Raw genomic sequence first — 22416 nt, 5'->3', positions numbered from 1 at the left:
TTAGCTCGAACAGCGTCATCCGACGTTCATCGGCAGTAACACCATCTGTTTGCCCTGCAGATGCAGGCGTGTCTGGATCTCCACGGGCGTGTGATTGTGCAGCCACGCGGTGAGTATGTTCACCCGCTTGAAAATCAGCTTGCTCGCGAAGCAGACGCTCGTCGGGAATTCGTTCATCGTGGTATCGGCCAGTTTGATGAACTCATCGACAGGCGCGGTGCCGAATGCCACCCGGTATTCCGCCGCGATGCCATGCCGCCTGCAGTGCGCAACGTAGTATTCGAGCGAGGCCGTCATGGTCTTTTGCAGCTTCTCCAGATGCTCGGAGCCTTCATAGCTTTGCGCGTCCACTTCGCCCACCGCGACAAAAATCACGTTCTTGAAGTGATCCGGAAAGAGCCGGTTCACCCACAACAGCGCATGCATGCTGGCGCCGCGGTGCTTGCCGACGAGCAGGATCGCAGTCGGCAAAGCCGGATCGCACTTTGCTGATCTGGATGCGTCATCGAGCGCGGGCGGCGTGCCGCTGAAGAGGCTGTCCTCTTTTGCGATTAGCGCGCGCGTTTCCAGGTAGTGACGCCGGATGGCAAAACACAGCGCGACAACCGCACCGGTGACCAGTACGGTCAGCCAGCCGCCCGCCGTAAATTTCTCGGTCAGTGTGATGACAAGCACCGTGGCAGTGACCGACAGTCCAAGCGCGGATAGCGCGAAATGCTTGATCCAGGTGGTGTCTTCATGGCGATGACGCCACCAGTATGTGCACAGACCCAGCAATGAAAGACTGAAGGTCAAAAAGACGTTGATGCTGTAGAGCACCACGAGAATCGAAACATCGCCGTGCGTCCAGAGCAAAATCGCGAGGCTCGCGACACCCATGACGATGATGCCGTTCTGTCTGACGAGACGCGTAGACAGGTCGCGGAAATGTCGAGGCACCCATGAATCCGAAGCCATGTTCGACAGTACCGCGGGCCCGTCGAGAAAGCCGGTTTGAGCGCCGACCAGCAGAAGCCCCGCCTCGAACGCCAGCACGGCGGCAAGAAGCGCGTGACGTGCGAAGGCGGAGCCAAGTCCGAGGTGATCGATGACGCTGCCAAACACCACCGCATTCAGTGTCTGCCCCTCCACGGCCTGCGCATGCCACAACATGTACAACAGGATGATGCCGCCGGCCGTAAACGCCAATGACGTGGACATGTAGAACATGGTCGTCTTGCCGTTTGGCACGCGCGGTTCGGCCAGCATGTTGACGTTATTGGAGACCGCTTCGAGGCCCGTATACGTGCCGCCGCCGAGTGAAAAGGCGCGCATTAGCAAGGCCACTACAACGAGCGGGCCGACGGCGTGGGACATATCGTGCGCATCCCTGACAGCACCCGGGACGACGCCCGCCAGATGGTCACCGTGTACCGCGATTCCATAGACGATCAGGCCAAGATGCAGCACGACGAAACCCAGGAAGATGGGTAACAGCACCATGATCGACTCGCGCATGCCGCGAAAGTTGAGCCCTGTCATCAGGACAATCATCGTGAGTTCGGTGGCGAGCTTGAGAGCCTGCGCGCTGACGGGCAGCAGACTGAAGAACGCATCGACGCCACTTGCAAGGGACGTTGCGATGGTCAGCACATAATCGACCAGCAGCGCAGCGCCGGATACGAGACCGGGATGCGGTCCGAGCAATGCAGTCGCCACACGGTAGCCACCGCCGCCGGTCGGAAACAGCTGGATCACCTGGTTATAGCCAAGCGCGATGATGAACACGGTCGCGGCGGTCGCGAACGCAAGAAACAACGCGAGTGACGTGTGCTGGCCAAGCGCGAGAAAGGCCTCTTCGGGCCCGTAGCACGACGATGACAGGCCATCCGCTCCGAGACCCACCCAGGCCAGCAGTGGGGTCACGGCAATCGCATGGCGCGTACGCGGATCGAGCGGGTCGAGTGGCTTGCCGACTATCAGACGCCAGTACTTTCCGAGGACGGCCATATAGTCTCCCTGCTGGGAAGGCACGGAGCGCAACGTGCCGTTGCGCGTTACCCCGGCATTGCTATCGCGCCGAATGTGACGATGGCGCGGATGCCTGGCCGGCTCGCCGTAGGTCTCTCAACTGCCCGACCGCTCCCGGGGCTTCCATCCTTGCGAAAAACATATAAATTTTTCGTAAACTGACCGCAAGAACGTATAAACAAAGTATTAAATCGAACGGCGGCGCTCCTGTCGGGAGCAATACAGCCCCCACACAAGGCCAGCGCATCCGGCAACGAAGGATCTGACAAGCACGCCGAGCTTTGCTGCGTCGAGCGCGTTCGGTTCGGAGAAGGCCAGTGTGGCGATGAAAATGGACAGGGTGAAGCCGATGCCTGCAAGGAGTGCAACAAGGCTAACGCTGCCCCAGGTCATCCCTTCCGGCAAACGGCAGAGTCTCAGCTTGACCAGAATCCAGGTGGTGAGAAAAACGCCGACTGGCTTGCCCACCACGAGCGCGAGCGCAATGCCGAACATGATCCACGTTGTATCGTGGTTTGAAAAATCAGCACCATTGAGCAGTACGCCTGCATTGGCAAGCGCGAAAAGCGGCATCACTCCGTAGGCGACCCACGGATGCAGGGCCCACTGCACCCTGACAACGGGCGGCAAAAGATTTCTCTGCGCGACGCGGAGTATCTGCAACGGCTTCTCGAGACGGTCAAATTCCTGCCCACCCGGATTGTCAGCCTCTCTCACGTGATGTGCGGCTTCCGAGAGTTGGGTAAGCACGCGTTCGTGCCCGCGAGATGTTCTGATCGGTGTTATCAACCCAAGCACGACGCCGGCAAGCGTCGGATGTACATCGCTACGGGGTGCGTGGCGAAACGGGGCGGCGTGTGCTGCTGCTTGTGCTGCCTACCACGGTGTCGCTTTCGCTGTCGTTGATTGCTGACATCGACAGTCCGCACGGTGGCCTTAGGGGTATTGCTTCTCGATGAATTCAACGCCCAGCTTCGGAATATGCGGAAAGCCGATTCGCAGCGTGTTCAGCGAGTACAGGAGATTGCCGATGTACCACTGACCCGCGCGAAACTCTGCCCAAGTCTGCGGCATTGGAAACCCGACGCGTGAGAACCACTGGCCCAGTTCCAAGGCGCCGTCCCCGTCTATCGTAATCGGGTCCGACTTTCGTGGCTGCTCGTCGTCTGAGATGTGGCGCGTAACGGCGGAGTCCCACAAGTCAGGCAGCACATCAATGACGCCTCTGTCGCGCTTCAAGCGATTCGTGAACTGCTTCCAGAACTTGTCGCTCTTGATGTTGATGACGTTCGACGCTTTCTTGGCCATGGTGAGGTGCGTGCGGACTGGGGCCGATATGTTAACGGCACGACCGGCGGGAAATGAAGCGGGCGCCAAGAAGAAGCCCTCCGGATTAGGAACCGGGGTGTTTTGCTTCGTTTCTCACCTGGCTAAACGAGTGGCTGTACTGCGACGCGACGAGCGAAGGGGCCGCGTCGCGACACGGAATTGCATGGCCACGTTATCCGCCAAACCCAGATGTGAACGTTATTGCGACGATGGCGGCCAATGCTGCGTCGGACGCCGAAGTGGTCCTCGATGACGCCGCCCAAGTGCTGCTAGTGCGGGAGATGTAATTCAATGTTCGGCCGGCTGCCAGAAATCTGTCGGATTTAAAATTTCGCGCGTTTCGTGTGGGAAATTTGTGGGAAACCGTACTGCAGCGGGATTCTTGTGGGAAAGGAAAATTCTGATTTTGTGCGCTGAAACCCTGTAAATATAAGGGCTTGCTGGCTTTGGTGCCAGGGCCGGAATGGAAAAATTCCTGCTATCGCTTTGCTGGAGCGGGTTTGGGGAATTTCGCCGGTACGGATACCACCAAAAATACCACCGGGAGTGGGTGTTTGCGAAAAAGAGCGAGCGAAGGCCTATCGGCGAACTGGGCATACTGCAGTCGAACGAGTTCGACCTACAACCACCGTTCGATCTAGTGCAAGGGCTATGGTCGTTTGCAAGATGGAACGGCCATTCGCGCGGTCTCCTCGCTGGCAAGTTGTCGGCCTGCTCGGACGTTCAGGCTGCGATGTTGGTGAGGCTACTGTGAGCCAGTCTCCTGTCGTTCGCACACCGATGGCCGCGAAGGTCAGGTCTCACCGTCGGCGACTGCGTGCTCCCGAGCTTCAGAGGCTGCCAACTTCCTTGGTTGCGAACGCTCACGGTCCGGTGTAGTTCTCGATCCGAATCTTCCGTGGCTGCCGTCGACCGCTATCGTTAAATTTTTATACAACGGGAAAATCGATGGTCGAACTTCGATGGAATTCTCACGTTTTCAGCGAATCGGGCGTGAACGAACGTTCCGACAGGAAGCGGCTTGACTACGAGGAAACTCTTCCCACAGTGAGCGCCATCAATCGCTTCGTGAGCGAACGACCATTTGTGTTGCTCGCTCACGAGGTTGCGGAATCTGAGGCGACAGATAATACGCTTAGATGCGACGTTCATGTATTGATCGCAAGGTGCTTGTGATCAAGAGAAATTGTTGCAATGATGGATTCAAACTCAGAGAACAGGTCGGGGTGATGTCGCTGCAGATAGTGACGCGCTGACTCGTTTTCTAGAAGCTTGGCAAGGTAACCTTTTGCAAGCACCAGGTTTAACACGTCCTGACCGTACGTTTGCTCCACGAGCTTGTATTGTTCTTGCAGATTTGTCATCTCGGATTCCATCTTAAGCATTTGCTCCGAGCTGATCCCTATTAGCTTCTTGGGCTTTCTACCAGTGACAAGGCCCGTGGCGGGCGTCGCAACGAGAAGCGCTTCGGCATATCGCACGGTCACGCTGTTTGCCGCAACCATGAGTTCCACACACTCAACCTGCCGCGTCGGCTTCATTTTACGTAGTACGCGTGACAGCTCCGCAGAGAACTGACGGTCCCCGAGAAGTTCGGCCGCCTCTACACAAATACCGTCAAGGAGTGACATTTTTTTCACAATCGAGGACACATCCACTGCGAGCGCTCTTGCGAGACGCTCCGGTGAAACACCTCGTTCAATCACTCTGCGGATCATGTGGTGTTCCTGGATTGTGGAAAGCCGGTTCACGCGGTTGTTGTAGGTGTAGGCTTCATCGTCCGTGGCGATCAGGCATGCAGCGTCCGAAAACTCCAGTTCCCGCATCGCTAGTAAACGTAAATGTCCATCCAGTACCACATGTTGGCCAGAAGCCTTATCTGAGGGTGTTACGGACAGTGGCTCGATAAGTCCGACTTCGCGAATGGACGCCTTGATCTGTTTGAACTTCCCGGATCCAAAAATGCTTGCGGACAGCTTTCTCGAAGGAAGAAGATTGTCGAGGACGACGAACAAGGGTTCGGGAATAAATGCCAAAGTAACGCCCGTCATACCGGGCTCCCGTTCGACCAAACGCGTTCGGAAAGATATTTTGGCAACGTCGCCAGTCCCTCTGCACGAAGGAGATTGATGAAATTTTCATCGGTATACAGTTGCCGAAGCGCGCCCACCACAAAAACGAGGCGCTGCTGTGCGAACTCGGCTTTCCGTACCATTGCTTTTTGACGCGCGACTTCAGTTTGATATGCCCTCAATAGACTTGAACTGGTCACTTCCGGCGCCTTGGGTGCCATAATCCGGTTGGCAGAGCGTCCGAGCGTTTTTCTTCGCTCTATGATGCGCCGGGCTACCATTAGGGGCCTGCCCCGTAATTTCCCAGATTCGTACGCGTCCTGAAGCGCTGCCTGAACAGCCGCATCGTTGTCCCCAGCCCCAGCGATCGTGAGCGCCGCGGTCAGGGAAATGCGACCGGCTTCCACCGCTATTACCAATCTCTCCTCGTCCTGATGAAGCAGCCTCAGGATTCCAGCAACGTAGTCCGGCTTCAGCCCCGTTTTTTCTGCAATTGCTCTGGCGCCGTAGCCATGCTCCTCTAACCGTCGAATGCCAGCAAGTAACTCCAGTGGACGGTAACACCGGCGGGCAATATTCTCGGCTAGGCTCATGATAAACGCGTCCTCGTCGCTGACATCAACGACCAACGCGGGGATGGTCGTCTCGCCCAGTGACTTGTACGCCTTAAGACGGCCTTCTCCGCACACGAGAAGGTATTTTTCTGCGTTGCCCGTGCCGACACGCGGTGTGACCTTGATCGGCTTTTTCAGGCCAATAGCCTGAATATTTTTGACGATCTCGCCAAACGTATGACTGTCGCGCTCCCGCGGATTGATGACTTCAATCTTGTCTATCGCGACCATGCGGACTTCATCAGTCGGCTGTGAGTGACTCACACGATTCTCCGCAACTTTGAGCGTTCGGCCATGCCGTAGAGATAATCGAGCGTGTCGAACCGGTAGCTTTCGAACTCGATGGGGTTCCGGTCGCCCAGGCGAATTCTAGGTTGACCGAAATCGAGACGCGGCAGCAGGTAATAGTCAAGTGATGCAGAATTGTCGTGGTTCAACCTTACGGCCACTGTGATGTCTGGCAACAGGCTTGTATCAAACCGGACCTTCCAATGATTGTGAGATGTCGCCTGAGTCTGGCATCGGGCAAGTACCAGGCAGGCAGTGAATTCACCGTTAACGGTAAGAAGGTCGGTGGCCGGATCGCGCCTGATGGCGCCGCCGAGGTCGGCAATTTTCTTTTCGGTCTCCGCGATAATCTCCGGATGCATCTGTCGGAGAAAGCGGTTAGTTTCGATGTAACGATAGTCGCGGCCAGGTGTAAATCCGACGGTTTGATAGGCACGAATAAGACTGCCGAAGCGGTACATATATACGGAGGTCGACGGCATGCCTTCCGTTTCGTCGATTACAACGCCCGACAGAAAGCCGCGATTGCGATACAGATTTCGGAGGCGTTCAATCAGTTCCTCATCTGTATAGCGTCGGGCACGCGCCCGCATGATGCCTTGGGCCGTATAAAAAGTTTCGCTTGCGATAATTGATTGAAACGCGCCATCCTTCCGAATCCACATCTCCGGTGTGTTTATCACGCGCATCTGCTTAAGTTTAAAAGAGACGCGGTTATAGACGTTGTTCCCAATGTATTTTTCGTTGGTCAGCACCTCCCTTATGGTGGCTCGCGTCCATTCACGGTCAAGGTCTGTGCGTACGCGCATGCCGTTGAGGCGGGCTGCGATTTCATATTCGTTGAGCGACTCTTCAATGAACCACGTGTAGATGAGGTTGATGATCCGAATCTCGTTGTCTGGACCAGGCATCAGAATGACTCGATCCGTCTGCAGACTCTTGTGCTCACCTCGGCTGAGTTCTCCCTTCATTAAGCCGTGCTGGTCGATCAACGCTCTGCGCAAGCCATAACCGGCCGGCCCTCCTTGCCGAAATCCGAGTTCGATCAGGCGGCACTGGCCTGCAAATACTTTGGCCGAAAGCTCCCGGCTGTATTCGCCAGCCATCGCGCGCTTTACGCCCTTGACGATGGTAGAGACGGGTGATCCGTCGTTTTCGAACTGCTCCGCGCAATAGGCGACCTGGATACCAGCGCGGCGGCAGATGTATTCGTAGTAGGCGCTTTCGTCCGCGTCCTGGAATCGTCCCCAGCGGCTCACGTCGTAGACAAGAATTGCCCGAAACTCGGCGTCACCATTTTCCACGTCACGGATCAGTTGCTGCAGCGCGTGACGTCCGTCTATCCTGAGACCGCTTTTTCCCTCATCGGCATACGTGCGGACGATCTCGATCCCATGTCGCGCTGCGTACTCCCGGATTTTGTCGCGCTGGTTTTCGGTCGAATACTGCTGATGCTCGGTCGACATCCGCACGTACTCGGCGGCGCGCACCGTCGGAGCCTGCCTCACAGCTAGATCGCCTGCGTTGTCGGGTGTCATGCTCTTGCTCCCGGGGAATCATCCCCCTCTCGGAAGCTGCCGGCCCGGTCGCGTTGGCCATGGCAGATTTTTACTTGCAAAAAACTACATCGCGGATCGCGTCCGACGATCGATTGACAGCGGGTACAGGTAGAAAAGTAGCAGGCGCGGCGCTGTTGTTGATCACATCATCTCTTTGCAATCAGGAGCCGATGGCCCGAAGGGCTGTAACAGGACAGCGATATGCACGATGTACGCGTTCATCTTTGCAATCGCGACCTCGGACGCAGGGCTCAATATGTAAAGACCGTCAGTCAGCGGTCGAGCGTTCTGGGACCCATCCATATTTGCATCCACGCCAAGGCGTCGCCGCGCGTTGCGCTTGCTTTGCAAGACGGAATTTCTTTCGCGATAGGCAGGATGGGCTGCCCGGTACTGTCGCCAGTAGTCTGGATGGCGGGCACGCCAGCTTGCCTGCGCGCGGTGCTGGTTGTCGCGATAATCGGCGTCGGTGCGCATGTGCTGCTGTTGCCACCGCCTGCGTCGCTCTCGCTGACAGGGCGGCGCCGAGCAAAAGCGTTGGTTTGGGACGTTAGACAAGGGACGAAATATGCTGCCACAGGCGAGGCACCGGCGGGTGTTATTCATCACGCGCTCCATACGTTGATAGTTATCTGGAGTACGTTACCCAAGCTGAACACCCGATCCGCTGAAGATGCGGAAATACGTCGAGTAACCCCGCGGACACACCCTCGCCACTCCTTTAGATGGGCGGTGTTCATGAAAGTATTGACGAAGCGATGACTCGTGGGGTCACGTCCACGCGGCGACGGCAGTGCTTCCCGATTGGGCGACAGTTCCGGCTTGCGGAGGAGTAGGCAATACTCGCAGGCGACGGTGAGGCGCTGTGCGGGCCCAGACGGCTATTCGTTGTCCTCTGCGAATATCCGGACACGAGCTACGCGTCACTGCGGCACCCCGTTATGCGCATATCCGGCCTGAAGGGCTATATCGGACCAACCGCGGGTACAGCGTCTTCGCCAAAATCCTGCGAAGACGCCGGTCCTTCACCTGGTCGTGACATAACCAGATGCTGGTGCAAGAATCACCCGCTACGTGGGAGTTCGATGGCGGTTATGGCGACCTGATGCAACCCCGACCTGTGGGGATGTCTTGACATCCTGTCCGAAGCCACTATCACATAACTTTACGCCTGTATGGTACTTCAGATGCGATCCGGCCAAAGTCGATCGGGATATGTCGCACAACTGCGTGCCGCGCAATATATCCGCATGTCGACTGATCATCAGCAATGTTCACCGGTGTTTCAGAGACAGGCTATTGCCGAATACGCTTCGGCTCACAATATCCGAATCGTGCAGGACTACGAGGACGCTGGCATCAGTGGGCTCACATTGCGCGAACGGCCCGCGCTTATGCGGCTGCTGGTAGATGTCGAAAGTCCGGCTCGAAAATTCACAACGGTGCTCGTCTATGATGTGAGCCGATGGGGACGATTTCAGGACGTCGATGAGGCTGCCTTCTATGAATACTCCTGTCGACGGGCCGGGGTAAAGGTGGTTTATGTCGCCGAGCCATTTGAAAACGACGGGAGCCCCGCGACATGCGTCATGAAGGCGCTCAAGCGCGCAATGGCGGGCGAGTTCAGTCGGGAAATCTCGCGCAAGGTGTTTCTCGGCCATTGTGTCAGCGTGCAGCGCGGCTACCATTCCGGTGGGCCGCCCGGATATGGCTTGCAGCGCATACTCGTAGACGCAAACCGCGGGGTCAGACGCCCGCTTGCGCGCTACGAGTACAAAAGCATCCAGACAGACCGGGTCATTCTCAAGCCCGGTCCGGACCACGAGGTCGCGCTGGTAAGAAAGATGTTCGAGTGGTATGGCATGCGTGGAGTCAATACCGCGAACATCGCGGCGCGATTGAATGATTTCGGAATCTGCAATGGCGCGGGTCGCCCGTGGCTCGCGCGAAACATTCTTCAGATTCTGCGCAACGAGAAGTACATCGGCACAAATATCTATAGTCGCACCTCGTCGAAACTCGACTCGGCCTGGGAGCAGCTACCTGAAACGGAGTGGCTCCGGGTACCCAATGCTTTCGAGCCGGTTGTCGATAGGCGTGCTTTCGCTGCGGTCCAGAAGAAGCTACGCCAGGCCCGGCGTGTTCCGACGCGGGAGGAGCTTGTCGCGGATCTTCGCAAGGTAATCGCGAGAGCCGGAACCCTGAATCAGGCCACATTGCAACGATATGCAAGTGCACCGTCTGTCAAGAGTGTGATGCGGGAGTTCGGAAGCCTTTACGAAGCCTACAAGGTGGTCGGGTACACGCCCAAGCTGAATCCGGAGCGATCCGAAAACCGATTTTTCGAACGTCGAATGGAACGGCTGTTGGCCGATATCACAATCGAGGCACTGGAAAGACTGGGACATGACGTAGCGTACGCGAAGCATACGGATACGCTGTGCATCGATCACGCGCTGAGGCTCCAGCTCGTGGTGAGAAGCCCATGGTTGATTCACGACCACCTGCCTTACTGGGTTGCCCGCTGGCCAGACTGTTTCGCCATCGACTTCCTGATATATGGCCGGATTGAGAGAGCCGGTACAACACTACTTGACTTTCACGTCTTCCCACGCGGCAGCCTCAAACCTGGAACGTACACGGTGATTCACCGCAATGGTATATCGCACTTCGAGGCCTTCAGGCGCGAGGACCTCAAGGCACTTATCGAACTTTCGGATGCGGTTCCGCTCGAGTCACTAAACGACGCTACCTTGCGCAATAGAGCCTCTATCAAATCGGGAGCCTCTCGTGGACCAGAGTAAATCAGCAAGCGGGCACATCACCCATCGGAGATGGACAGAGGCGGGTCCGGCCGCACCCCAATACACTGGAACGCGCACTGTTCCGCGCAAACCGGCACGTACAAGGGAAAGGAATGCACTTATGCATGAGCTGACGCGGCAGCAGACCGCAGTGATGACCATGGAAGCGACCTGTGCCGAAAGCACCTTGTTGGCAAATATCCTTGAGGCGTTGCTGTCTGACGCCGATTTCGTCACAACACTTACGGCTCATGGATTTGACACTTTACCGCGCGTTCTCTACGAGCGCCTGCTCCAGGGACGCTCATGACCTCTCACCCACCAGACGCACCCGTAGCCGAATCAGGAACGGCGCGAGGAGGGCATGTCACTGAGCCACATCTTTGTGAGGCAGCCGCATTGATGGTCGAGGGAACCAGGCTACCCGTCAGAACCATCGGCGCAATCACGCAGATGACACCTGCGCGCCAGTTTGTCGTGGTCAAATTGATGTGCGCCTGCAATAACTTTGGAGGCGATTTCGCGCGCGCACTGCTGTCAGCGACGCCGCGGGCGCAGATGATCGCATCCGGGCCGCACAAACGGTCAGGGGGCGACCGTGCAAGGCGGTTCGCCGGAGCCGAGTGTCAGCTTCTCGAAATGCTTGAGCGTGCAAAGAACCTTGCGACTGGGTACAACATCGAGCTCGTCTACCTGGCGGTCGCCGGCAGCGCGGTGAGAAGCTGGCTGCTTAACGATGATGTGGTCGCCTGGATTGCCTCGCGTTATCCGATGTACCTTCCGAACCTTATGCGCCTAGCGGGTAACGCGGACGAGGCGAAGGAGGCAAAACGTCCGATGACGTTACCGTATGGACGAGAACGGGTAATAGTCCCGAAGAAAAAATTAACAGAAAAGCGCAATTAACCATCCGCTACCGTTGGATCAACACCAACACATATCACTCCGTCAATTGAGGCCATCTGCTTAGTTATGGCCGCCTGTGTCGTCGCCCTCGGCCAGGTGTTCGCAGCAGATGTCACATATCCCCCGCACAACTGGTAACTCGTAGTCCAATGCCCAGCCATCCGTGAACAGGGTGGCAAGCATTGCTTTGTCGCGGAAACATGAAAACGCGAGGAACTGCGGCGCAAGATCCACTGAGGCGCGTGCCAGTTCGATCCGCTCTTGCCACCCGCAGGCTTCCGGAGCTGATCCCAGACCGATGCGCGCGGCCTCAACCAGGTGATCTGTTCTCAGCCACTGTCCGGTCGTTGCACGTCCCACGAGTTGGGCAACTACAAGATAGCAGAGCAAACGCGTCCGGGCAGCGGGTTGGAGCCTGTATAAATTGTCGTCTGTCACATCGCTCTCGCAAGTCGCCGCACCAGTCTGATAATAAAGCATGCCGCTTTCAGGCTAATTTCGCATAACGCCAAGACTTAAGGTCATTCGCATTTTATCGACTGTCGCTCCAGCAACTCCTTCTTTAGCGCACCGCGGGCCTGTATATAAAGGCTCCGGTAGATCGTCCCGTGCGACACCTGATAGTCCTTGTTGACCGCGTATGAGTGCTCGAGCCAACCGGCAATCTGTTCTGGCGCCCAGCAACTGAAGTTTGCTGGCCACGACCCGGGCGAGTTCACGGTTCCTGACGAGCTTACATTCCTTGAGACGGCGGGCACGATCCCAGGCAAGCGCGTCAGCCTGATTTGCCCGATAACCCTGCGATCCACCATTTCTCCGGATTTCCCGGCTGATGGTCGAAGGTGCCCGTCCGAGCCAGCAGGCCACCGCACGGATCTAGTGTCCGGCCATCAGTGAAGGCGATATCTCCTCGCCGAGGGTGATAACGCTACGTGCTGTCAACGCCGACGGCGACGTCACGCGGCGAGTTTGAATGGACGTACATAAAAATTGCGATTGTCGCTTGCGGGGGAACGCGGCCCGTCGCCGCTACCAGGATAGGGCTTAGCCCCAGCGGGAAAAAACGCTCACATCCATCAGAGCCCGTAGCCGCCTGTTCACGGCGGACTGACATTACTAACCGCGAACTCGTTTCCGCTGTCGGGTGGTTCGGCGGCGCACCCAACGGTTTTGCATTTGCGTCCTGTACCAACCATACTGGTTCTGTCTGGCAATCGTCCGAGCGGACTTCGATGAGCCGAAACGATCCTGAAGGCAACCCGCAAGAACATGTGCATGCCGACGCTCACGACCACAACGGTAGTCCGTTGTCGGAAATGGATTTGCGCGTGCGTGCGCTGGAGTCCCTGCTAGTAGAGAAGGGGTACGTAGATCCCCATGCCCTGGATATTCTGATCGAGACATACGAACACAAGGTCGGGCCGCGTAATGGCGCGCGCGTGGTCGCGAAGGCATGGCGCGACCCGGCGTACAGGCAATGGCTGTTGGACGATGCTACCGCCGCAATTGCTTCGCTCGGCTACACCGGCAGGCAGGGCGAACACATGGTGGTGCTGGAGAACACACCCGCCCTGCACAACATGGTGGTCTGTACACTGTGTTCGTGCTATCCATGGCCGGTGCTTGGGCTTCCGCCGGTTTGGTACAAGTCGGCGCCGTATCGGTCGCGTGCGGTTATCGACCCGCGTGGTGTATTGAAGGAGTTCGGCTTCGAATTGCCCGCCGAAGTGGAGTTTCGAGTGTGGGACTCCACCGCGGAGGTTCGGTATCTGGTGTTGCCCATGCAGCCTCCCGGAACCAGTGGCTTCTCTGAGGAGTCGCTGGCTGAATTGGTGACACGTGACTCAATGATCGGCACAGGATTGCCGAAGACACCGGAATCGAACAGGGAGCCTGCGTGAACGGCGCACAAGACCTTGGCGGCATGCAGGCATTCGGCCCGATACAGTCGGAAGCCGACGTCTCTCTCTTTCACACCGACTGGGAGCGCCGGGTGCTGGCGATCACGCTGGCGATGGGCGCGGTCGGCAAATGGAACATCGACATGTCTCGTGCCGCACGCGAGAGCTTGCCACCTGCGCAATACCTTTCCAGCAGCTACTACCAGATCTGGTTCGAAGGACTAAAAAAGCTGCTGTTGAGTACGGGGCTGGCAACGGCGGAGGAAATCTGGACTGGTGAGTCGAGGAGTGCGGCGACGCCAGTCCCTCGTGTAATGAGGGCCGACGAGGTAGCCTTCGCGTTGCTCCGCGGCAGTCCTGTTAATCGCCCCGCGACCACCGGCGCACGCTTTAAGGTCGGTGACAGGGTACAGACTCATCAGCTGAATCCATCCACGCATACCCGTCTGCCGCGCTACTGCCGCGGCAGACGAGGGCGCATTATCGCAGTGCACGGCGCGCACGTTTTCCCCGATGCCAACGCGGTTGGGCTCGGCGAACAACCGCAATGGCTCTATACGGTGTGCTTCGATGCCGCCGAACTCTGGGGGACGAATACGACAGCGGCATCGGTCTGCGTCGATTGCTGGGAGCCGTATCTCGACGACCCGAACTCCGGGTCTACCTGACATGACCTCCGCCCGGTCGAAGTTGCCTGAAAAACGTACCGCCTCGCCAGCGTTGCCTTGCGACGACGCAGGGCCCGTTTTCAGTGCGCCGTGGGAAGCCCAGGCGTTTGCCATGACAGTCGCCTTGCACAAGCGCGGCATGTTCACTTGGGCGGAATGGGCAGAATGTCTGAATCAGGCAATCTTTGATGCGCGGGTCGCTGGTGACCCGGATCGTGGCAACACCTACTACAGTCATTGGCTGACGGCACTGGAGCACATCAGCACCATCAAGGGACTGGTGACAGACGACGTGCTCCGGCAGCGTCGCAATGCGTGGGACGACGCTGCACGCCAGACCCCGCATGGGCAGCCGATCGAGCTCAGGTGAAAATGCCCCTTCCACGCCAGTGAGAGGTCTGTATCCGGCGTCCCTTGCTTAGAATGCTTCCCAGAATTTGTCTTGCGTCGGGGTTCGGCCACAAGGAGTCCGTCAATGCCGAACGGCGGATGGCTGGTGACCGTTTATAAGCAGCCCTTGACGTATTTGTCGAACCAACGAGCTCCCTTGTCAATCGGCGATGCTATCGGCAAGGGAAAACAGGTCGTGCGAGATCAGTGAGTCTCTTGCCCGAAGAGGTCGTCAACGATTCTGCGTGCCGCACTGTAGCCGCCCATGAGCGCGTCGACCTCGGTATCGAATGGGCGGCCCCCAGCCTCACCAAATCTAAGCGGAGAAAAGATCGCAACCGCATTGCCGGCCTGGAAAACCCGGACGACAGCGACGTACCCAGGACGGGCCTTCGGCTGCTTGATTGGTAGAAAGTTGAAGTCTGACTCAACAGCTACCTGAAGAGTGAAGCCGTGATATTCATACGTTCGCATCATGAGCCGTTCCGCTGTTACTTTTCCTGGCGACACTCGCGAACGCCTGTCATCGCGCCAAGCCGTGCACAGATGGCTGCAAACTCGTTTGAAGATGCGCGAGACAGCGCAATCTGGACGTCGTCAAGCTCAGGGTCATCCTCAGACTGTTGAACAATGAACTGTTTGACCCGAATGCTCCCTATGCCCAGCGCGCGATGCAAACTGTCCAGTGAAACGCTTCCCCGTTCCGCCAGCAGTTGTATGTTGCGCTGTTGTTTGACCGAGATAAAGCGCCGCTCAAGCGGCTTAACCCCGGCGAGAATAACGAGAATGATGATCGTGGCACCAAAGGCCGCGGTGTACATCCCTCCGCCAACGGCGAGCCCGATTCCCGCTACTGACCAGAGGCTGGCGGCCGTTGTAAGACCCCGGACAACCTCTCCGCGGAGAAGAATCGACCCGGCGCCAAGAAAACCAATCCCCGACACCACCTGGGCGGCAACGCGCGACGGGTCCAGCACAACGTTTTTCTGGGTCAACGCGTCTGCGAAGCCGAACGCGGACACCATCATCATCAGTGACGCGCCGACACACACCAGCATGTGCGTACGCAAACCAGCGGCCCAGTTCAGTCGCTCGCGCTCAAAGCCAATGACGCTTCCGAGCAGCGCCGCCATGAGAAGACGGGACAAGATTTCGAGATTACCTATCACACTGAAAGTCCAGATAGCGTCCGTTCATACCGTATTACCGTTTTGGCACGAGCGGCTAGACGGTCGTTTGCACGCTAGCCACAGTTTCAGTGCCAAGGTCGACGGCGGGGAGCACTATTGTGACATTTTTGTGACTAATCAGCAGCCGGACAATTTCTCTGGTCGGCACGCTTGTGACGACGTTAGATACGTGAGATGGGCGAATCCAGCGGCACCGCGAGATCTCATTGCTCGCAGCGGGTGTCAGGTGATGCGGCAGGTCCACCAGGAACACGTGATGCCGCTTCGTCAATCCGCCAAATTCAAACAGAAACATGAAGTCGTCGACACCAAGGGCTGTTTCCTCAGTCAGCTCTCGTCTTGCCGCCTCTATCGGTGACTCGGAGCGCCGGATTGTGCCGCCCGGTAGCGACCAGCGCGACCGTCCGCGAGTCACGAGGAGTATTTTGTCGTGCTGCCTGCACACGATGGTCGCTCTTTCTTTCATCGTCACCCAAACTTCCTTCCGGTGCTATCTTTTAATGGTTGAATCGCGGCTTCCGTTCGATACGGGGTTGGACGGGTACCGCACTCGCTCGATTCGGGAATGAGCTTGCTGATAAAGAACCCTGACACCGCCTTCGCCCGTCAGGAAAACCAGCCGGCCATCTGCCCTCGACGTTATTGTGACGGGGAGAATATTCGATGAAAACCCGCAAGTCATTCGAGATCTGCTTGCCGCTTGTCTTGTGCGTGGCGGCATGCCTGGTGTCCCTGCCGACTCTCATCCTTACCCTCATCTGGCTCACTCTCGGTGCCGCTTCGATAGGCTACCGCTCTCTGGCTGAATTGCCCACCGATGGCATCCCGCGCCAGTGACTTCGCGGTCCCCGCAGCATATGCCTTTGGTTCTACCACCTGACATGGTGGCCATGGTACATGCGGGCTGAACTACGGGAGATCGCCGCTCGGGTCGGACAAGCTATCGAGTCGGGTTACCACCGACTCGCCCCAAAGGAGAGGCCCAGCAAGTCAAAACGAGGTTCCGACAGCGACGATAAGTAAGGCCGGGCGTCTGGCACGGTCAGGCCGAGATTCAGCGAACGGGTCAACCAATGTCCGGTTTCGAAGGTGGATGAGGCGTTCGACCGCGGCCGCTCTACGGCCGAGTTGGGTCGATTTCACCCACTCGTCGGCATGGTCGCTGCCGTTCGATTCGTGCTTGTGACAAATGACCGGTCTGGACCCTTGACCGGCCGCCTGAACTCGGTTCGTTTAACGTCAGCAATGGCCGACAAGCGTGCGTCGCGCATCGCGCGGGTTTCGGGGTGGACCAGCCCTTTGAGTGATTACTGCATGGCTCAGGCGAGCGGCAGAAAAGTGGTCGACGGACACTGCCTGACGACGACCGATCGGCAACTCGCGGCCGAATTCCGTCTGATACATCCGGCTGATACCAGATAGCCGCCCTCCTTGGTGAGGCTCGGCGAGAAACGTGCGCGCCGGGAGCGTTCGTGCGGAACCACCTCACGCGTATAGGTCACTCGCTCGAGACGCTCGGCCTCCATAAGCAGCGCGCAGATACAGTGACGTGTTCGTTGCCGATACGTTGCGAGGCAATGGATTGTGAGCGCTGGGCGCGTGATGCGGGGGCTGGCGTTGCTACGATTGCGATAGCGTGACAGCGCAAGCCTGTCGAAATCGACTCGCATTTGCTTCGGGGGACGAAATCGACTGTCTCTCCCGATGCCGTCAACGTTAGTGGGCCGATGTCGCAATGCGCATGGCGCCCAAAACCGGCGGTTGCCTATCCTGCAGTACCTATTTTCTTTGTTGTTTTTATCGTGCGATTTCAAATGTAATTGGATCAGCGTAGGACGCTGTTGAATCGTTGCTAAGTGGAGTGCTAACCGGATCGACACTATTCGCGTACTGGTGCGCCCTCTGTTCTCAACGCAGGACAAGTACGAGCAAACTGTGAAGCAATCGTCTCAGATCCAGTGGTGACGCGCGAGAGTAAGTACCTTAGATCAGGCGATGTAGAAATGATTGACCGTCGGTTTCGGCACAAACCAACCCGGCATCCCCTGCTCGCCTACAGAACTACATATTTCAATTCTCACGCGCAAGTTTGCGGTAAAGCAGCCAACGACGACTGCCGTTGCATGCTCACCACGAAACAAAAAATAGTGCGTTGTTCCAACGAATTCCATACGTGGTCGAGGTAGTCCTAATACGTCAACGTTCGACGTGACTGCGGCATTGACGCACTCGCCGATGGCGTAGACGATTGGCTCAAACCCTCTCGTCACCAAATGCAAACGGAAGGTCGTCATGCCTGCATCGAAGACTTACACAAAAGCGCAATGGGATGAGTTTGCCCGACGACTCGATGAGTTACCGGAAAAGCCACCATCGGAACAGCGCGTCACCGTACGCGATGCAATGCCGAAGTTTCGCGCCCATATCAATGCAGCTCGTGCGAAGGGGTATTCGCTTGAGCAGCTAATCGATCAGGCGAAGGAGGCAGGTATGGACATAACGGCGAGTGCGCTTCGCTACGCGCTCCAGGATACGACGAAACGACGAACGCACACCCGCCAGATACCTGGCTCGCAACAATCGCAACGCAAAGTGAACCCGCCTGTCACTCGTTCAGACCCGCAGAAGTTCGGTCAGCAGTCCGGTACGCCTTCGCGAGCAAAGAGAGAGCCCGGCAACAACAAACCCGGATCGATGGTCATTCACGACGAATTCAGTTTCGAGATCAGACCGGATACGGAGAATCTTTGAACACGAGACGATGAAGACTATCCCGATAATCGAACCTGTTTCGACCATGTGAAAGTTGACTCAGCGCAGCAGCATCAGCGGATGCGCACGCATTGGCACGCCTGAAGTCGCACAACGCAGTCGTCAAGTCGCAGCTTTCCCGCTTCCAATACCAATAACCTGCGCACCTAAACGGAGGCGATCCAGATAGTCCGCCCATTTCTGCATCATTGCCCGGCGTTCCTTGATGAACTTTGTGCGGTTATAGGCTGTGCCAAGGTTGTCCGGCACTGTGTGCGCGAGTTGATGCTCGATCACTTCCGGTTTCTGATCGAGTTCCTCATGCAGGATCGTGCGCGCCATCGCACGAAAGCCGTGTCCCGTGATCTCCGTGCGGGTGTCGTAGCCGAGCCGGCGCAGTGCTGCATTGATCGTGGCCTCGCTCATCGGTCGCTTGCGATCGCGCGCGCCCGGGAACACATAGCGGCCTGCACTCGTAAGTGCGTGCAGTTCATGCAGAATGGCGATCGACTGTCTGGAAAGGGGCACCACATGTTCAGTCCCAGTCTTGGTGACGAGGTAGCGCCATTCGCCCTTGTCCAGATCGAATTGGGACCATTCAGCCTGGCGAAGCTCACCGGGCCGGACGAACAGTAATGGTGCAAGCCGGAGCGCGCAGAGGACAGGGAAGGTGCCAGCGAACCCGTCGAACGCCCGCAGCATCTCGCCGACCTTGGTCGGCTCTGTGATTGAAGCGAAGTGGGTTGTTTGTGCCGGGGGAATCGCGCCGACCAGATCCCGAGCGGGGTCGGCCTTGCAATGTCCCTCCTTGATTCCGTACCGGAATACCCGGCTGATCTCGCTACGCACACGATGGGCTGTGAAGCGGGCGCCGCGATTATCGACGCGCTTTAGGACAGCCAGAACGTCTGGCGCGTCGATGTCGGTAACTGGGCGCTTGCCAAGCCACGGGAACACGTCGTTTTCCATGCGGGCGAGCGTCTTCACGTGCTGGGCTGGCTCGACGCTGCTCTTGCGTTCGTTCATCCAGCCGCGCGCGACTGCCTCGAAAGAGTTGGACGCGGCGAGCCTGGCGGCTCGTTTTTCGAGGCGTTTGACGTTACTTGGGTCCAGTCCAGCTGCCAGCTTTTCGCGGGCCTCGTCTCGCTTTTTACGCGCTGCCGCGAGTGACACGTCCGGATAGACACCGAGCGCTAGCGTCTTGTCCTTGCCCGCAAACCGGTAGTTCATCCGCCAGTATTTCGCGCCGGACTTGTCGAGCTGGAGATACATGCGGCCACCGTCTGCGAGGCGGTTGCCGATGCCATCCGAGTTGTAGCGGGCGTTCCTAACCTGGACATCGGTCAACGACATGGTGGTATCTTTCTCCGGAAAATTCCAGAAACGAGCCAGATACCACCAAAAATACCACCAGATACCACCAGCTGTCGACGAGTCAACGCGGATCGCCGGGGAATAAAAAACCCCGCAAGACATTGATCTTGCGGGGTTTTTCGGAATTTATCGGCTCTCGCCGGAACAGCTTTTGGTGCCCAGGGCCGGACTCGAACCGGCACGCCTTGCGGCGGGGGATTTTGAGTCCCCTGCGTCTACCTGTTTCACCACCTGGGCTTGTCTTGCGACACGTGCGCATGGAACTGCGCGCGGCGGGAAACGCAGATTATGTCCGAAAATGTCGCGCCGGGCAAGTTGCCTGCCAACTACGACCACTCTGGCCTTTGCGGACCCAACCGGCCTGCGCCGCGCAGCCGGTTGATGCCAGCCGTGCGCCCATGCACGAGGGTTCTCGCCGACGCTTCGCGCAGGTCGGCGCGCGCGCCCCGCATTGTGTACAAAGGTCGTCGACGGCGCAGTGGCACAATGCGGGGTTGGCGTGCCGTTGGGGCATCGTCCACGCGTGTTGGGGCGTTTCAGGAAGAGTGTGGTGACTGTCGAATCTCCGTTGAATGTTGCGGCTCATGCCTGCCGTCCCGATTGCGGCGCGTGCTGTATCGCGCCGTCGATCTCGAGTCCGATTCCGGGCATGCCGCACGGCAAGCCGGCGGGCGTGCGCTGCGTGCAGCTCGGCGACGACCTGCGCTGCGCGATCTTCGGTCAGCCCGAGCGGCCGGCCTGCTGCTCCGGCCTGCAGCCGCAGGACGAAATGTGCGGCGCGACGCGCACGGAGGCGCTCGCCTGGCTCACTGAACTTGAAACGCTGACGCAACCTGCCGCACGTGGCCGCCGGCTCGGCTGATGCAGCGGCGCTGCGTACTTGCGGCTAACGCTGCTGCTGCACTAACGGCGGTGCCGCGCCAATTGACAACCATGCTTCGATCCCCGCAACGGGGCTGTCTCAACAGGAGAATGTGCATGACTCAACCCGTTGCGCCGACCCGGCGCCGATTCCTGCTCGCGGCCGCTGCGGCTGCGGCTATCTCGGTGTCGCTGGCGGCTTGCGCGGCATCGACTTTTCCGTTCATCCCGTCGCACTACACGTTCTCGCAGCAGCAGGTGCAGGAAGCCGTGCAGCGCAAATTCCCGTATCAACGGACGATCTCGCAGGTCTTCGACGTGGCGCTGACCAACCCCGTGGTCGGCTTCCTGCCGGACACCCATCGCGTCTCGGTGCGGCTCGACGCGCACCTGGCGAGTCCCTTCCTGCGGCAGCCGGTGGACGGCGTGTTCACGTTGTCGAGCGAGCTGGCCTATGACGAAGCCAGCAAGTCCGTGGTGCTGAAGACGCCCAACGTCGACAGCGTCAATGTCAGTGGCGACGCGCAGGCCTATACCCAGCAGATCAACGCCGCTGCAGCATTGCTCGCCACCCAGCTGCTGACCAACTACCCCATTTACACCTTCAAGCCCGAGCAGTTGCAATTCGCGGGCGTCCACTACGAACCCGGTACAATCACCATCCTTACAAACGGCATACGCGTGCAGATCGTCGAGAAATGACGCGTGCGGCCGCCAGGGCCGCGCGTCGCTTGCCGGACTAGCCCTGATTCGACAACCGTTGGCGATGAGAGGGATGGATGGACGGGTTACTGGCTGGCAAGGCGCTGATTCTGGGGATTGTCGAAGGTCTGACTGAATTTTTGCCGGTGTCGAGCACTGGTCACCTGATCGTCGTGGGCAATCTGCTCGGTTTCAACGGCGAGCATGTAAAAAGCTTCGATGTCGTGATCCAGCTCGGTGCGATTCTGGCGGTGTGCTGGGAGTATCGGCGGCGCATCGGCAGCGTCGTGGCTGGCCTGCCGGCGCGGTCCGATGCGCGGCGTTTTGTACTCAACGTGGCGATCGCAAGCATTCCGGCGGTCGTACTCGGCCTGCTGTTCGAAAAGGCCATCAAGGCCGCTCTGTTTTCGCCGCTGCCGGTGGCTTACGCGCTGGTGGCGGGCGGTCTGGTGATTCTGTGGGCGGAGGCGCGGCAGCGCGCACGGGGCAGTGTGCCGTCGCGCGTGCAGTCGGTCGACGCGCTGAGCCCGCTCGATGCGCTGAAGGTCGGCCTGGCGCAGTGTTTCGCGCTGATTCCTGGCATGTCGCGCTCCGGCTCGACCATCATCGGCGGCATGCTGTTCGGCCTCGAGCGCCGGGTGGCCACCGAGTTTTCCTTTTTCCTCGCCATGCCGATTATTTTCGGTGCGACGGCCTTCGAGTTGGTGCGGGGCTGGCATCTGCTATCGGCAGATGTAGTGGGGATGTTCACGCTGGGATTCGTCGCGGCGTTCATCAGCGCTTTCGCCTGCGTGCGCTGGTTGCTGCGCTACATTGCTGCGCATGATTTCACGGTGTTCGCGTGGTATCGGATTGCGTTCGGCGGGCTGATTCTGCTGCTGGGGTATGTCAGCGCGCTGGACTGGTCGAAGTAATGGGCTCTTTCCTGGCCGCCTGCACGGCTTGCGCCACTCGCGCCATAAACGAAAAGGTCCGCGTTTGAGCGGACCTTGCTTGA

At 58.3% G+C, this 22416-nt stretch carries 23 protein-coding genes, 1 tRNA gene and 1 pseudogene; 11 read left to right on the top strand and 14 right to left on the bottom strand.

Going from position 1 to position 22416, the window contains the following annotated elements; all coding sequences use genetic code 11:
- Positions 1–15: 15 nt before the first annotated feature.
- From P3T43_RS22595 to P3T43_RS22565, 7 genes are all read right to left on the bottom strand, one after another.
- Positions 16–1989: an APC family permease gene (locus P3T43_RS22595; protein ID WP_429283259.1), complete on the bottom strand. Its 1974-nt coding sequence runs from the start codon at positions 1987–1989 to the stop codon at positions 16–18.
- Positions 1990–2196: 207 nt separating this feature from the next.
- A complete protein-coding gene (locus P3T43_RS22590) occupies positions 2197–2808 on the bottom strand; it encodes a Na+/H+ antiporter NhaA (RefSeq protein ID WP_429283258.1) in 612 nt (203 codons plus the stop codon).
- A gap of 138 nt (positions 2809–2946) precedes the next feature.
- Complete coding sequence (locus P3T43_RS22585) at positions 2947–3318, bottom strand: hypothetical protein (RefSeq protein ID WP_429283257.1); 372 nt, start codon at positions 3316–3318, stop codon at positions 2947–2949.
- 1169 nt (positions 3319–4487) lie between these two features.
- Entirely contained in the window at positions 4488–5390 is a 903-nt protein-coding gene (locus tag P3T43_RS22580) for a plasmid partitioning protein RepB C-terminal domain-containing protein (protein WP_429283256.1), read from the bottom strand.
- The gene (locus tag P3T43_RS22575) at positions 5387–6256 is read right to left on the bottom strand and encodes a ParB/RepB/Spo0J family partition protein (RefSeq protein ID WP_429283301.1); all 870 of its coding nucleotides are present in this window, start codon (positions 6254–6256) and stop codon (positions 5387–5389) included. The genes P3T43_RS22580 and P3T43_RS22575 overlap by 4 nt, the downstream gene beginning before the upstream one ends.
- 29 nt (positions 6257–6285) lie before the next feature.
- Positions 6286–7851 (bottom strand): recombinase family protein, encoded by a 1566-nt coding sequence (locus tag P3T43_RS22570; protein WP_429283255.1) that lies wholly within the window; start codon positions 7849–7851, stop codon positions 6286–6288.
- A 162-nt stretch (positions 7852–8013) separates the two neighbouring features.
- Positions 8014–8349: a hypothetical protein gene (locus P3T43_RS22565; RefSeq protein WP_429283254.1), complete on the bottom strand. Its 336-nt coding sequence runs from the start codon at positions 8347–8349 to the stop codon at positions 8014–8016.
- 710 nt (positions 8350–9059) lie between these two features.
- Here P3T43_RS22565 and P3T43_RS22560 point away from each other — a divergent pair.
- From P3T43_RS22560 to P3T43_RS22550, 3 genes are all read left to right on the top strand, one after another.
- Entirely contained in the window at positions 9060–10676 is a 1617-nt protein-coding gene (locus tag P3T43_RS22560) for a recombinase family protein (RefSeq protein WP_429283253.1), read from the top strand.
- Between the two features lie 121 nt (positions 10677–10797).
- The gene (locus P3T43_RS22555; RefSeq protein WP_429283252.1) at positions 10798–10986 is read left to right on the top strand and encodes a hypothetical protein; all 189 of its coding nucleotides are present in this window, start codon (positions 10798–10800) and stop codon (positions 10984–10986) included.
- A gap of 92 nt (positions 10987–11078) precedes the next feature.
- On the top strand, positions 11079–11582 hold the full coding sequence (locus P3T43_RS22550; RefSeq protein WP_429283251.1) for a hypothetical protein: 504 nt from the start codon (positions 11079–11081) through the stop codon (positions 11580–11582).
- A gap of 60 nt (positions 11583–11642) precedes the next feature.
- Here P3T43_RS22550 and P3T43_RS22545 read toward each other — a convergent pair whose 3' ends face one another.
- Together P3T43_RS22545 and P3T43_RS22540 are read right to left on the bottom strand one after the other, a co-directional pair.
- A complete protein-coding gene (locus tag P3T43_RS22545; protein WP_429283250.1) occupies positions 11643–12062 on the bottom strand; it encodes a hypothetical protein in 420 nt (139 codons plus the stop codon).
- A gap of 65 nt (positions 12063–12127) precedes the next feature.
- Positions 12128–12503, bottom strand: a pseudogene (locus P3T43_RS22540) (transposase); the annotation flags it as partial.
- 311 nt (positions 12504–12814) lie between these two features.
- Between P3T43_RS22540 and nthA the strand changes: the two are divergent.
- The 3 genes from nthA to P3T43_RS22525 are packed head-to-tail and all read left to right on the top strand — an operon-like array spanning position 12815 to position 14521.
- Positions 12815–13483 (top strand): nitrile hydratase subunit alpha, encoded by a 669-nt coding sequence (gene nthA / locus P3T43_RS22535; protein ID WP_429283249.1) that lies wholly within the window; start codon positions 12815–12817, stop codon positions 13481–13483.
- On the top strand, positions 13480–14151 hold the full coding sequence (gene nthB, locus P3T43_RS22530) for a nitrile hydratase subunit beta (protein WP_429283248.1): 672 nt from the start codon (positions 13480–13482) through the stop codon (positions 14149–14151). Before nthA ends, nthB begins: the two co-directional genes overlap by 4 nt.
- Complete coding sequence (locus P3T43_RS22525; RefSeq protein WP_429283247.1) at positions 14054–14521, top strand: nitrile hydratase accessory protein; 468 nt, start codon at positions 14054–14056, stop codon at positions 14519–14521. The genes nthB and P3T43_RS22525 overlap by 98 nt, the downstream gene beginning before the upstream one ends.
- 511 nt (positions 14522–15032) lie before the next feature.
- Here the strand turns inward: P3T43_RS22525 and P3T43_RS22520 are convergent.
- On the bottom strand, positions 15033–15710 hold the full coding sequence (locus tag P3T43_RS22520) for an MgtC/SapB family protein (RefSeq protein WP_429269921.1): 678 nt from the start codon (positions 15708–15710) through the stop codon (positions 15033–15035).
- 55 nt (positions 15711–15765) lie between these two features.
- The gene (locus P3T43_RS22515; RefSeq protein WP_429283300.1) at positions 15766–16197 is read right to left on the bottom strand and encodes an NUDIX hydrolase; all 432 of its coding nucleotides are present in this window, start codon (positions 16195–16197) and stop codon (positions 15766–15768) included.
- 197 nt (positions 16198–16394) lie between these two features.
- Between P3T43_RS22515 and P3T43_RS22510 the strand changes: the two genes are divergently transcribed.
- Entirely contained in the window at positions 16395–16568 is a 174-nt protein-coding gene (locus tag P3T43_RS22510) for a hypothetical protein (RefSeq protein ID WP_429283246.1), read from the top strand.
- Positions 16569–17719: 1151 nt separating this feature from the next.
- Here P3T43_RS22510 and P3T43_RS22505 read toward each other — a convergent pair.
- Positions 17720–18025, bottom strand: a complete 306-nt coding sequence (locus tag P3T43_RS22505; RefSeq protein ID WP_429283245.1) for a hypothetical protein — start codon at positions 18023–18025, stop codon at positions 17720–17722.
- On the opposite strand from P3T43_RS22505, the gene P3T43_RS22500 reads away from it, so the two are divergent.
- Positions 18024–18482: a hypothetical protein gene (locus P3T43_RS22500; RefSeq protein ID WP_429283244.1), complete on the top strand. Its 459-nt coding sequence runs from the start codon at positions 18024–18026 to the stop codon at positions 18480–18482. The two genes, P3T43_RS22505 and P3T43_RS22500, sit on opposite strands and share 2 nt — an antisense overlap.
- A gap of 123 nt (positions 18483–18605) precedes the next feature.
- On the opposite strand, the gene P3T43_RS22495 is transcribed toward P3T43_RS22500, so the two are convergent.
- Together P3T43_RS22495 and P3T43_RS22490 are read right to left on the bottom strand one after the other, a co-directional pair.
- Positions 18606–19835 (bottom strand): tyrosine-type recombinase/integrase, encoded by a 1230-nt coding sequence (locus tag P3T43_RS22495; protein ID WP_429283299.1) that lies wholly within the window; start codon positions 19833–19835, stop codon positions 18606–18608.
- Positions 19836–20008: 173 nt separating this feature from the next.
- Positions 20009–20093, bottom strand: a tRNA-Leu gene (locus P3T43_RS22490).
- Between the two features lie 313 nt (positions 20094–20406).
- Here P3T43_RS22490 and P3T43_RS22485 point away from each other — a divergent pair.
- From P3T43_RS22485 to P3T43_RS22475, 3 genes are all read left to right on the top strand, one after another.
- Positions 20407–20718 (top strand): YkgJ family cysteine cluster protein, encoded by a 312-nt coding sequence (locus P3T43_RS22485; protein ID WP_429283243.1) that lies wholly within the window; start codon positions 20407–20409, stop codon positions 20716–20718.
- 116 nt (positions 20719–20834) lie between these two features.
- Positions 20835–21419: a DUF1439 domain-containing protein gene (locus P3T43_RS22480; protein WP_429283242.1), complete on the top strand. Its 585-nt coding sequence runs from the start codon at positions 20835–20837 to the stop codon at positions 21417–21419.
- A 77-nt stretch (positions 21420–21496) separates the two neighbouring features.
- Complete coding sequence (locus P3T43_RS22475; RefSeq protein ID WP_429283241.1) at positions 21497–22333, top strand: undecaprenyl-diphosphate phosphatase; 837 nt, start codon at positions 21497–21499, stop codon at positions 22331–22333.
- Positions 22334–22416: the final 83 nt, after the last annotated feature.

Source organism: Paraburkholderia sp. GAS41, from assembly GCF_050436545.1.
In the GTDB taxonomy this organism is placed as follows: domain Bacteria; phylum Pseudomonadota; class Gammaproteobacteria; order Burkholderiales; family Burkholderiaceae; genus Paraburkholderia.
The sequence above is the reverse complement of the archived record's forward strand: the minus strand, read 5'-3'. Positions and strand labels throughout refer to the sequence as shown.

What these genes read in the sequence shown, in the direction of transcription:
- P3T43_RS22595 (WP_429283259.1), bottom strand. Translation starts at nt 1,989, where the DNA reads ATGGCCGTCCTCGGAAAGTACTGGCGTCTGATAGTCGGCAAGCCACTC.
- P3T43_RS22585 (WP_429283257.1), bottom strand. Translation starts at nt 3,318, where the DNA reads ATGGCCAAGAAAGCGTCGAACGTCATCAACATCAAGAGCGACAAGTTC.
- P3T43_RS22580 (WP_429283256.1), bottom strand. Translation starts at nt 5,390, where the DNA reads ATGACGGGCGTTACTTTGGCATTTATTCCCGAACCCTTGTTCGTCGTC.
- P3T43_RS22575 (WP_429283301.1), bottom strand. Translation starts at nt 6,256, where the DNA reads ATGGTCGCGATAGACAAGATTGAAGTCATCAATCCGCGGGAGCGCGAC.
- P3T43_RS22570 (WP_429283255.1), bottom strand. Translation starts at nt 7,851, where the DNA reads ATGACACCCGACAACGCAGGCGATCTAGCTGTGAGGCAGGCTCCGACG.
- P3T43_RS22565 (WP_429283254.1), bottom strand. Translation starts at nt 8,349, where the DNA reads ATGCGCACCGACGCCGATTATCGCGACAACCAGCACCGCGCGCAGGCA.
- P3T43_RS22560 (WP_429283253.1), top strand. Translation starts at nt 9,060, where the DNA reads ATGCGATCCGGCCAAAGTCGATCGGGATATGTCGCACAACTGCGTGCC.
- P3T43_RS22555 (WP_429283252.1), top strand. Translation starts at nt 10,798, where the DNA reads ATGCATGAGCTGACGCGGCAGCAGACCGCAGTGATGACCATGGAAGCG.
- P3T43_RS22550 (WP_429283251.1), top strand. Translation starts at nt 11,079, where the DNA reads ATGGTCGAGGGAACCAGGCTACCCGTCAGAACCATCGGCGCAATCACG.
- P3T43_RS22545 (WP_429283250.1), bottom strand. Translation starts at nt 12,062, where the DNA reads ATGCTTTATTATCAGACTGGTGCGGCGACTTGCGAGAGCGATGTGACA.
- nthA (WP_429283249.1), top strand. Translation starts at nt 12,815, where the DNA reads ATGAGCCGAAACGATCCTGAAGGCAACCCGCAAGAACATGTGCATGCC.
- P3T43_RS22525 (WP_429283247.1), top strand. Translation starts at nt 14,054, where the DNA reads ATGCCGCCGAACTCTGGGGGACGAATACGACAGCGGCATCGGTCTGCG.
- P3T43_RS22515 (WP_429283300.1), bottom strand. Translation starts at nt 16,197, where the DNA reads ATGAAAGAAAGAGCGACCATCGTGTGCAGGCAGCACGACAAAATACTC.
- P3T43_RS22510 (WP_429283246.1), top strand. Translation starts at nt 16,395, where the DNA reads ATGAAAACCCGCAAGTCATTCGAGATCTGCTTGCCGCTTGTCTTGTGC.
- P3T43_RS22500 (WP_429283244.1), top strand. Translation starts at nt 18,024, where the DNA reads ATGCCTGCATCGAAGACTTACACAAAAGCGCAATGGGATGAGTTTGCC.
- P3T43_RS22505 (WP_429283245.1), bottom strand. Translation starts at nt 18,025, where the DNA reads ATGACGACCTTCCGTTTGCATTTGGTGACGAGAGGGTTTGAGCCAATC.
- P3T43_RS22495 (WP_429283299.1), bottom strand. Translation starts at nt 19,835, where the DNA reads ATGTCGTTGACCGATGTCCAGGTTAGGAACGCCCGCTACAACTCGGAT.
- P3T43_RS22480 (WP_429283242.1), top strand. Translation starts at nt 20,835, where the DNA reads ATGACTCAACCCGTTGCGCCGACCCGGCGCCGATTCCTGCTCGCGGCC.
- P3T43_RS22475 (WP_429283241.1), top strand. Translation starts at nt 21,497, where the DNA reads ATGGACGGGTTACTGGCTGGCAAGGCGCTGATTCTGGGGATTGTCGAA.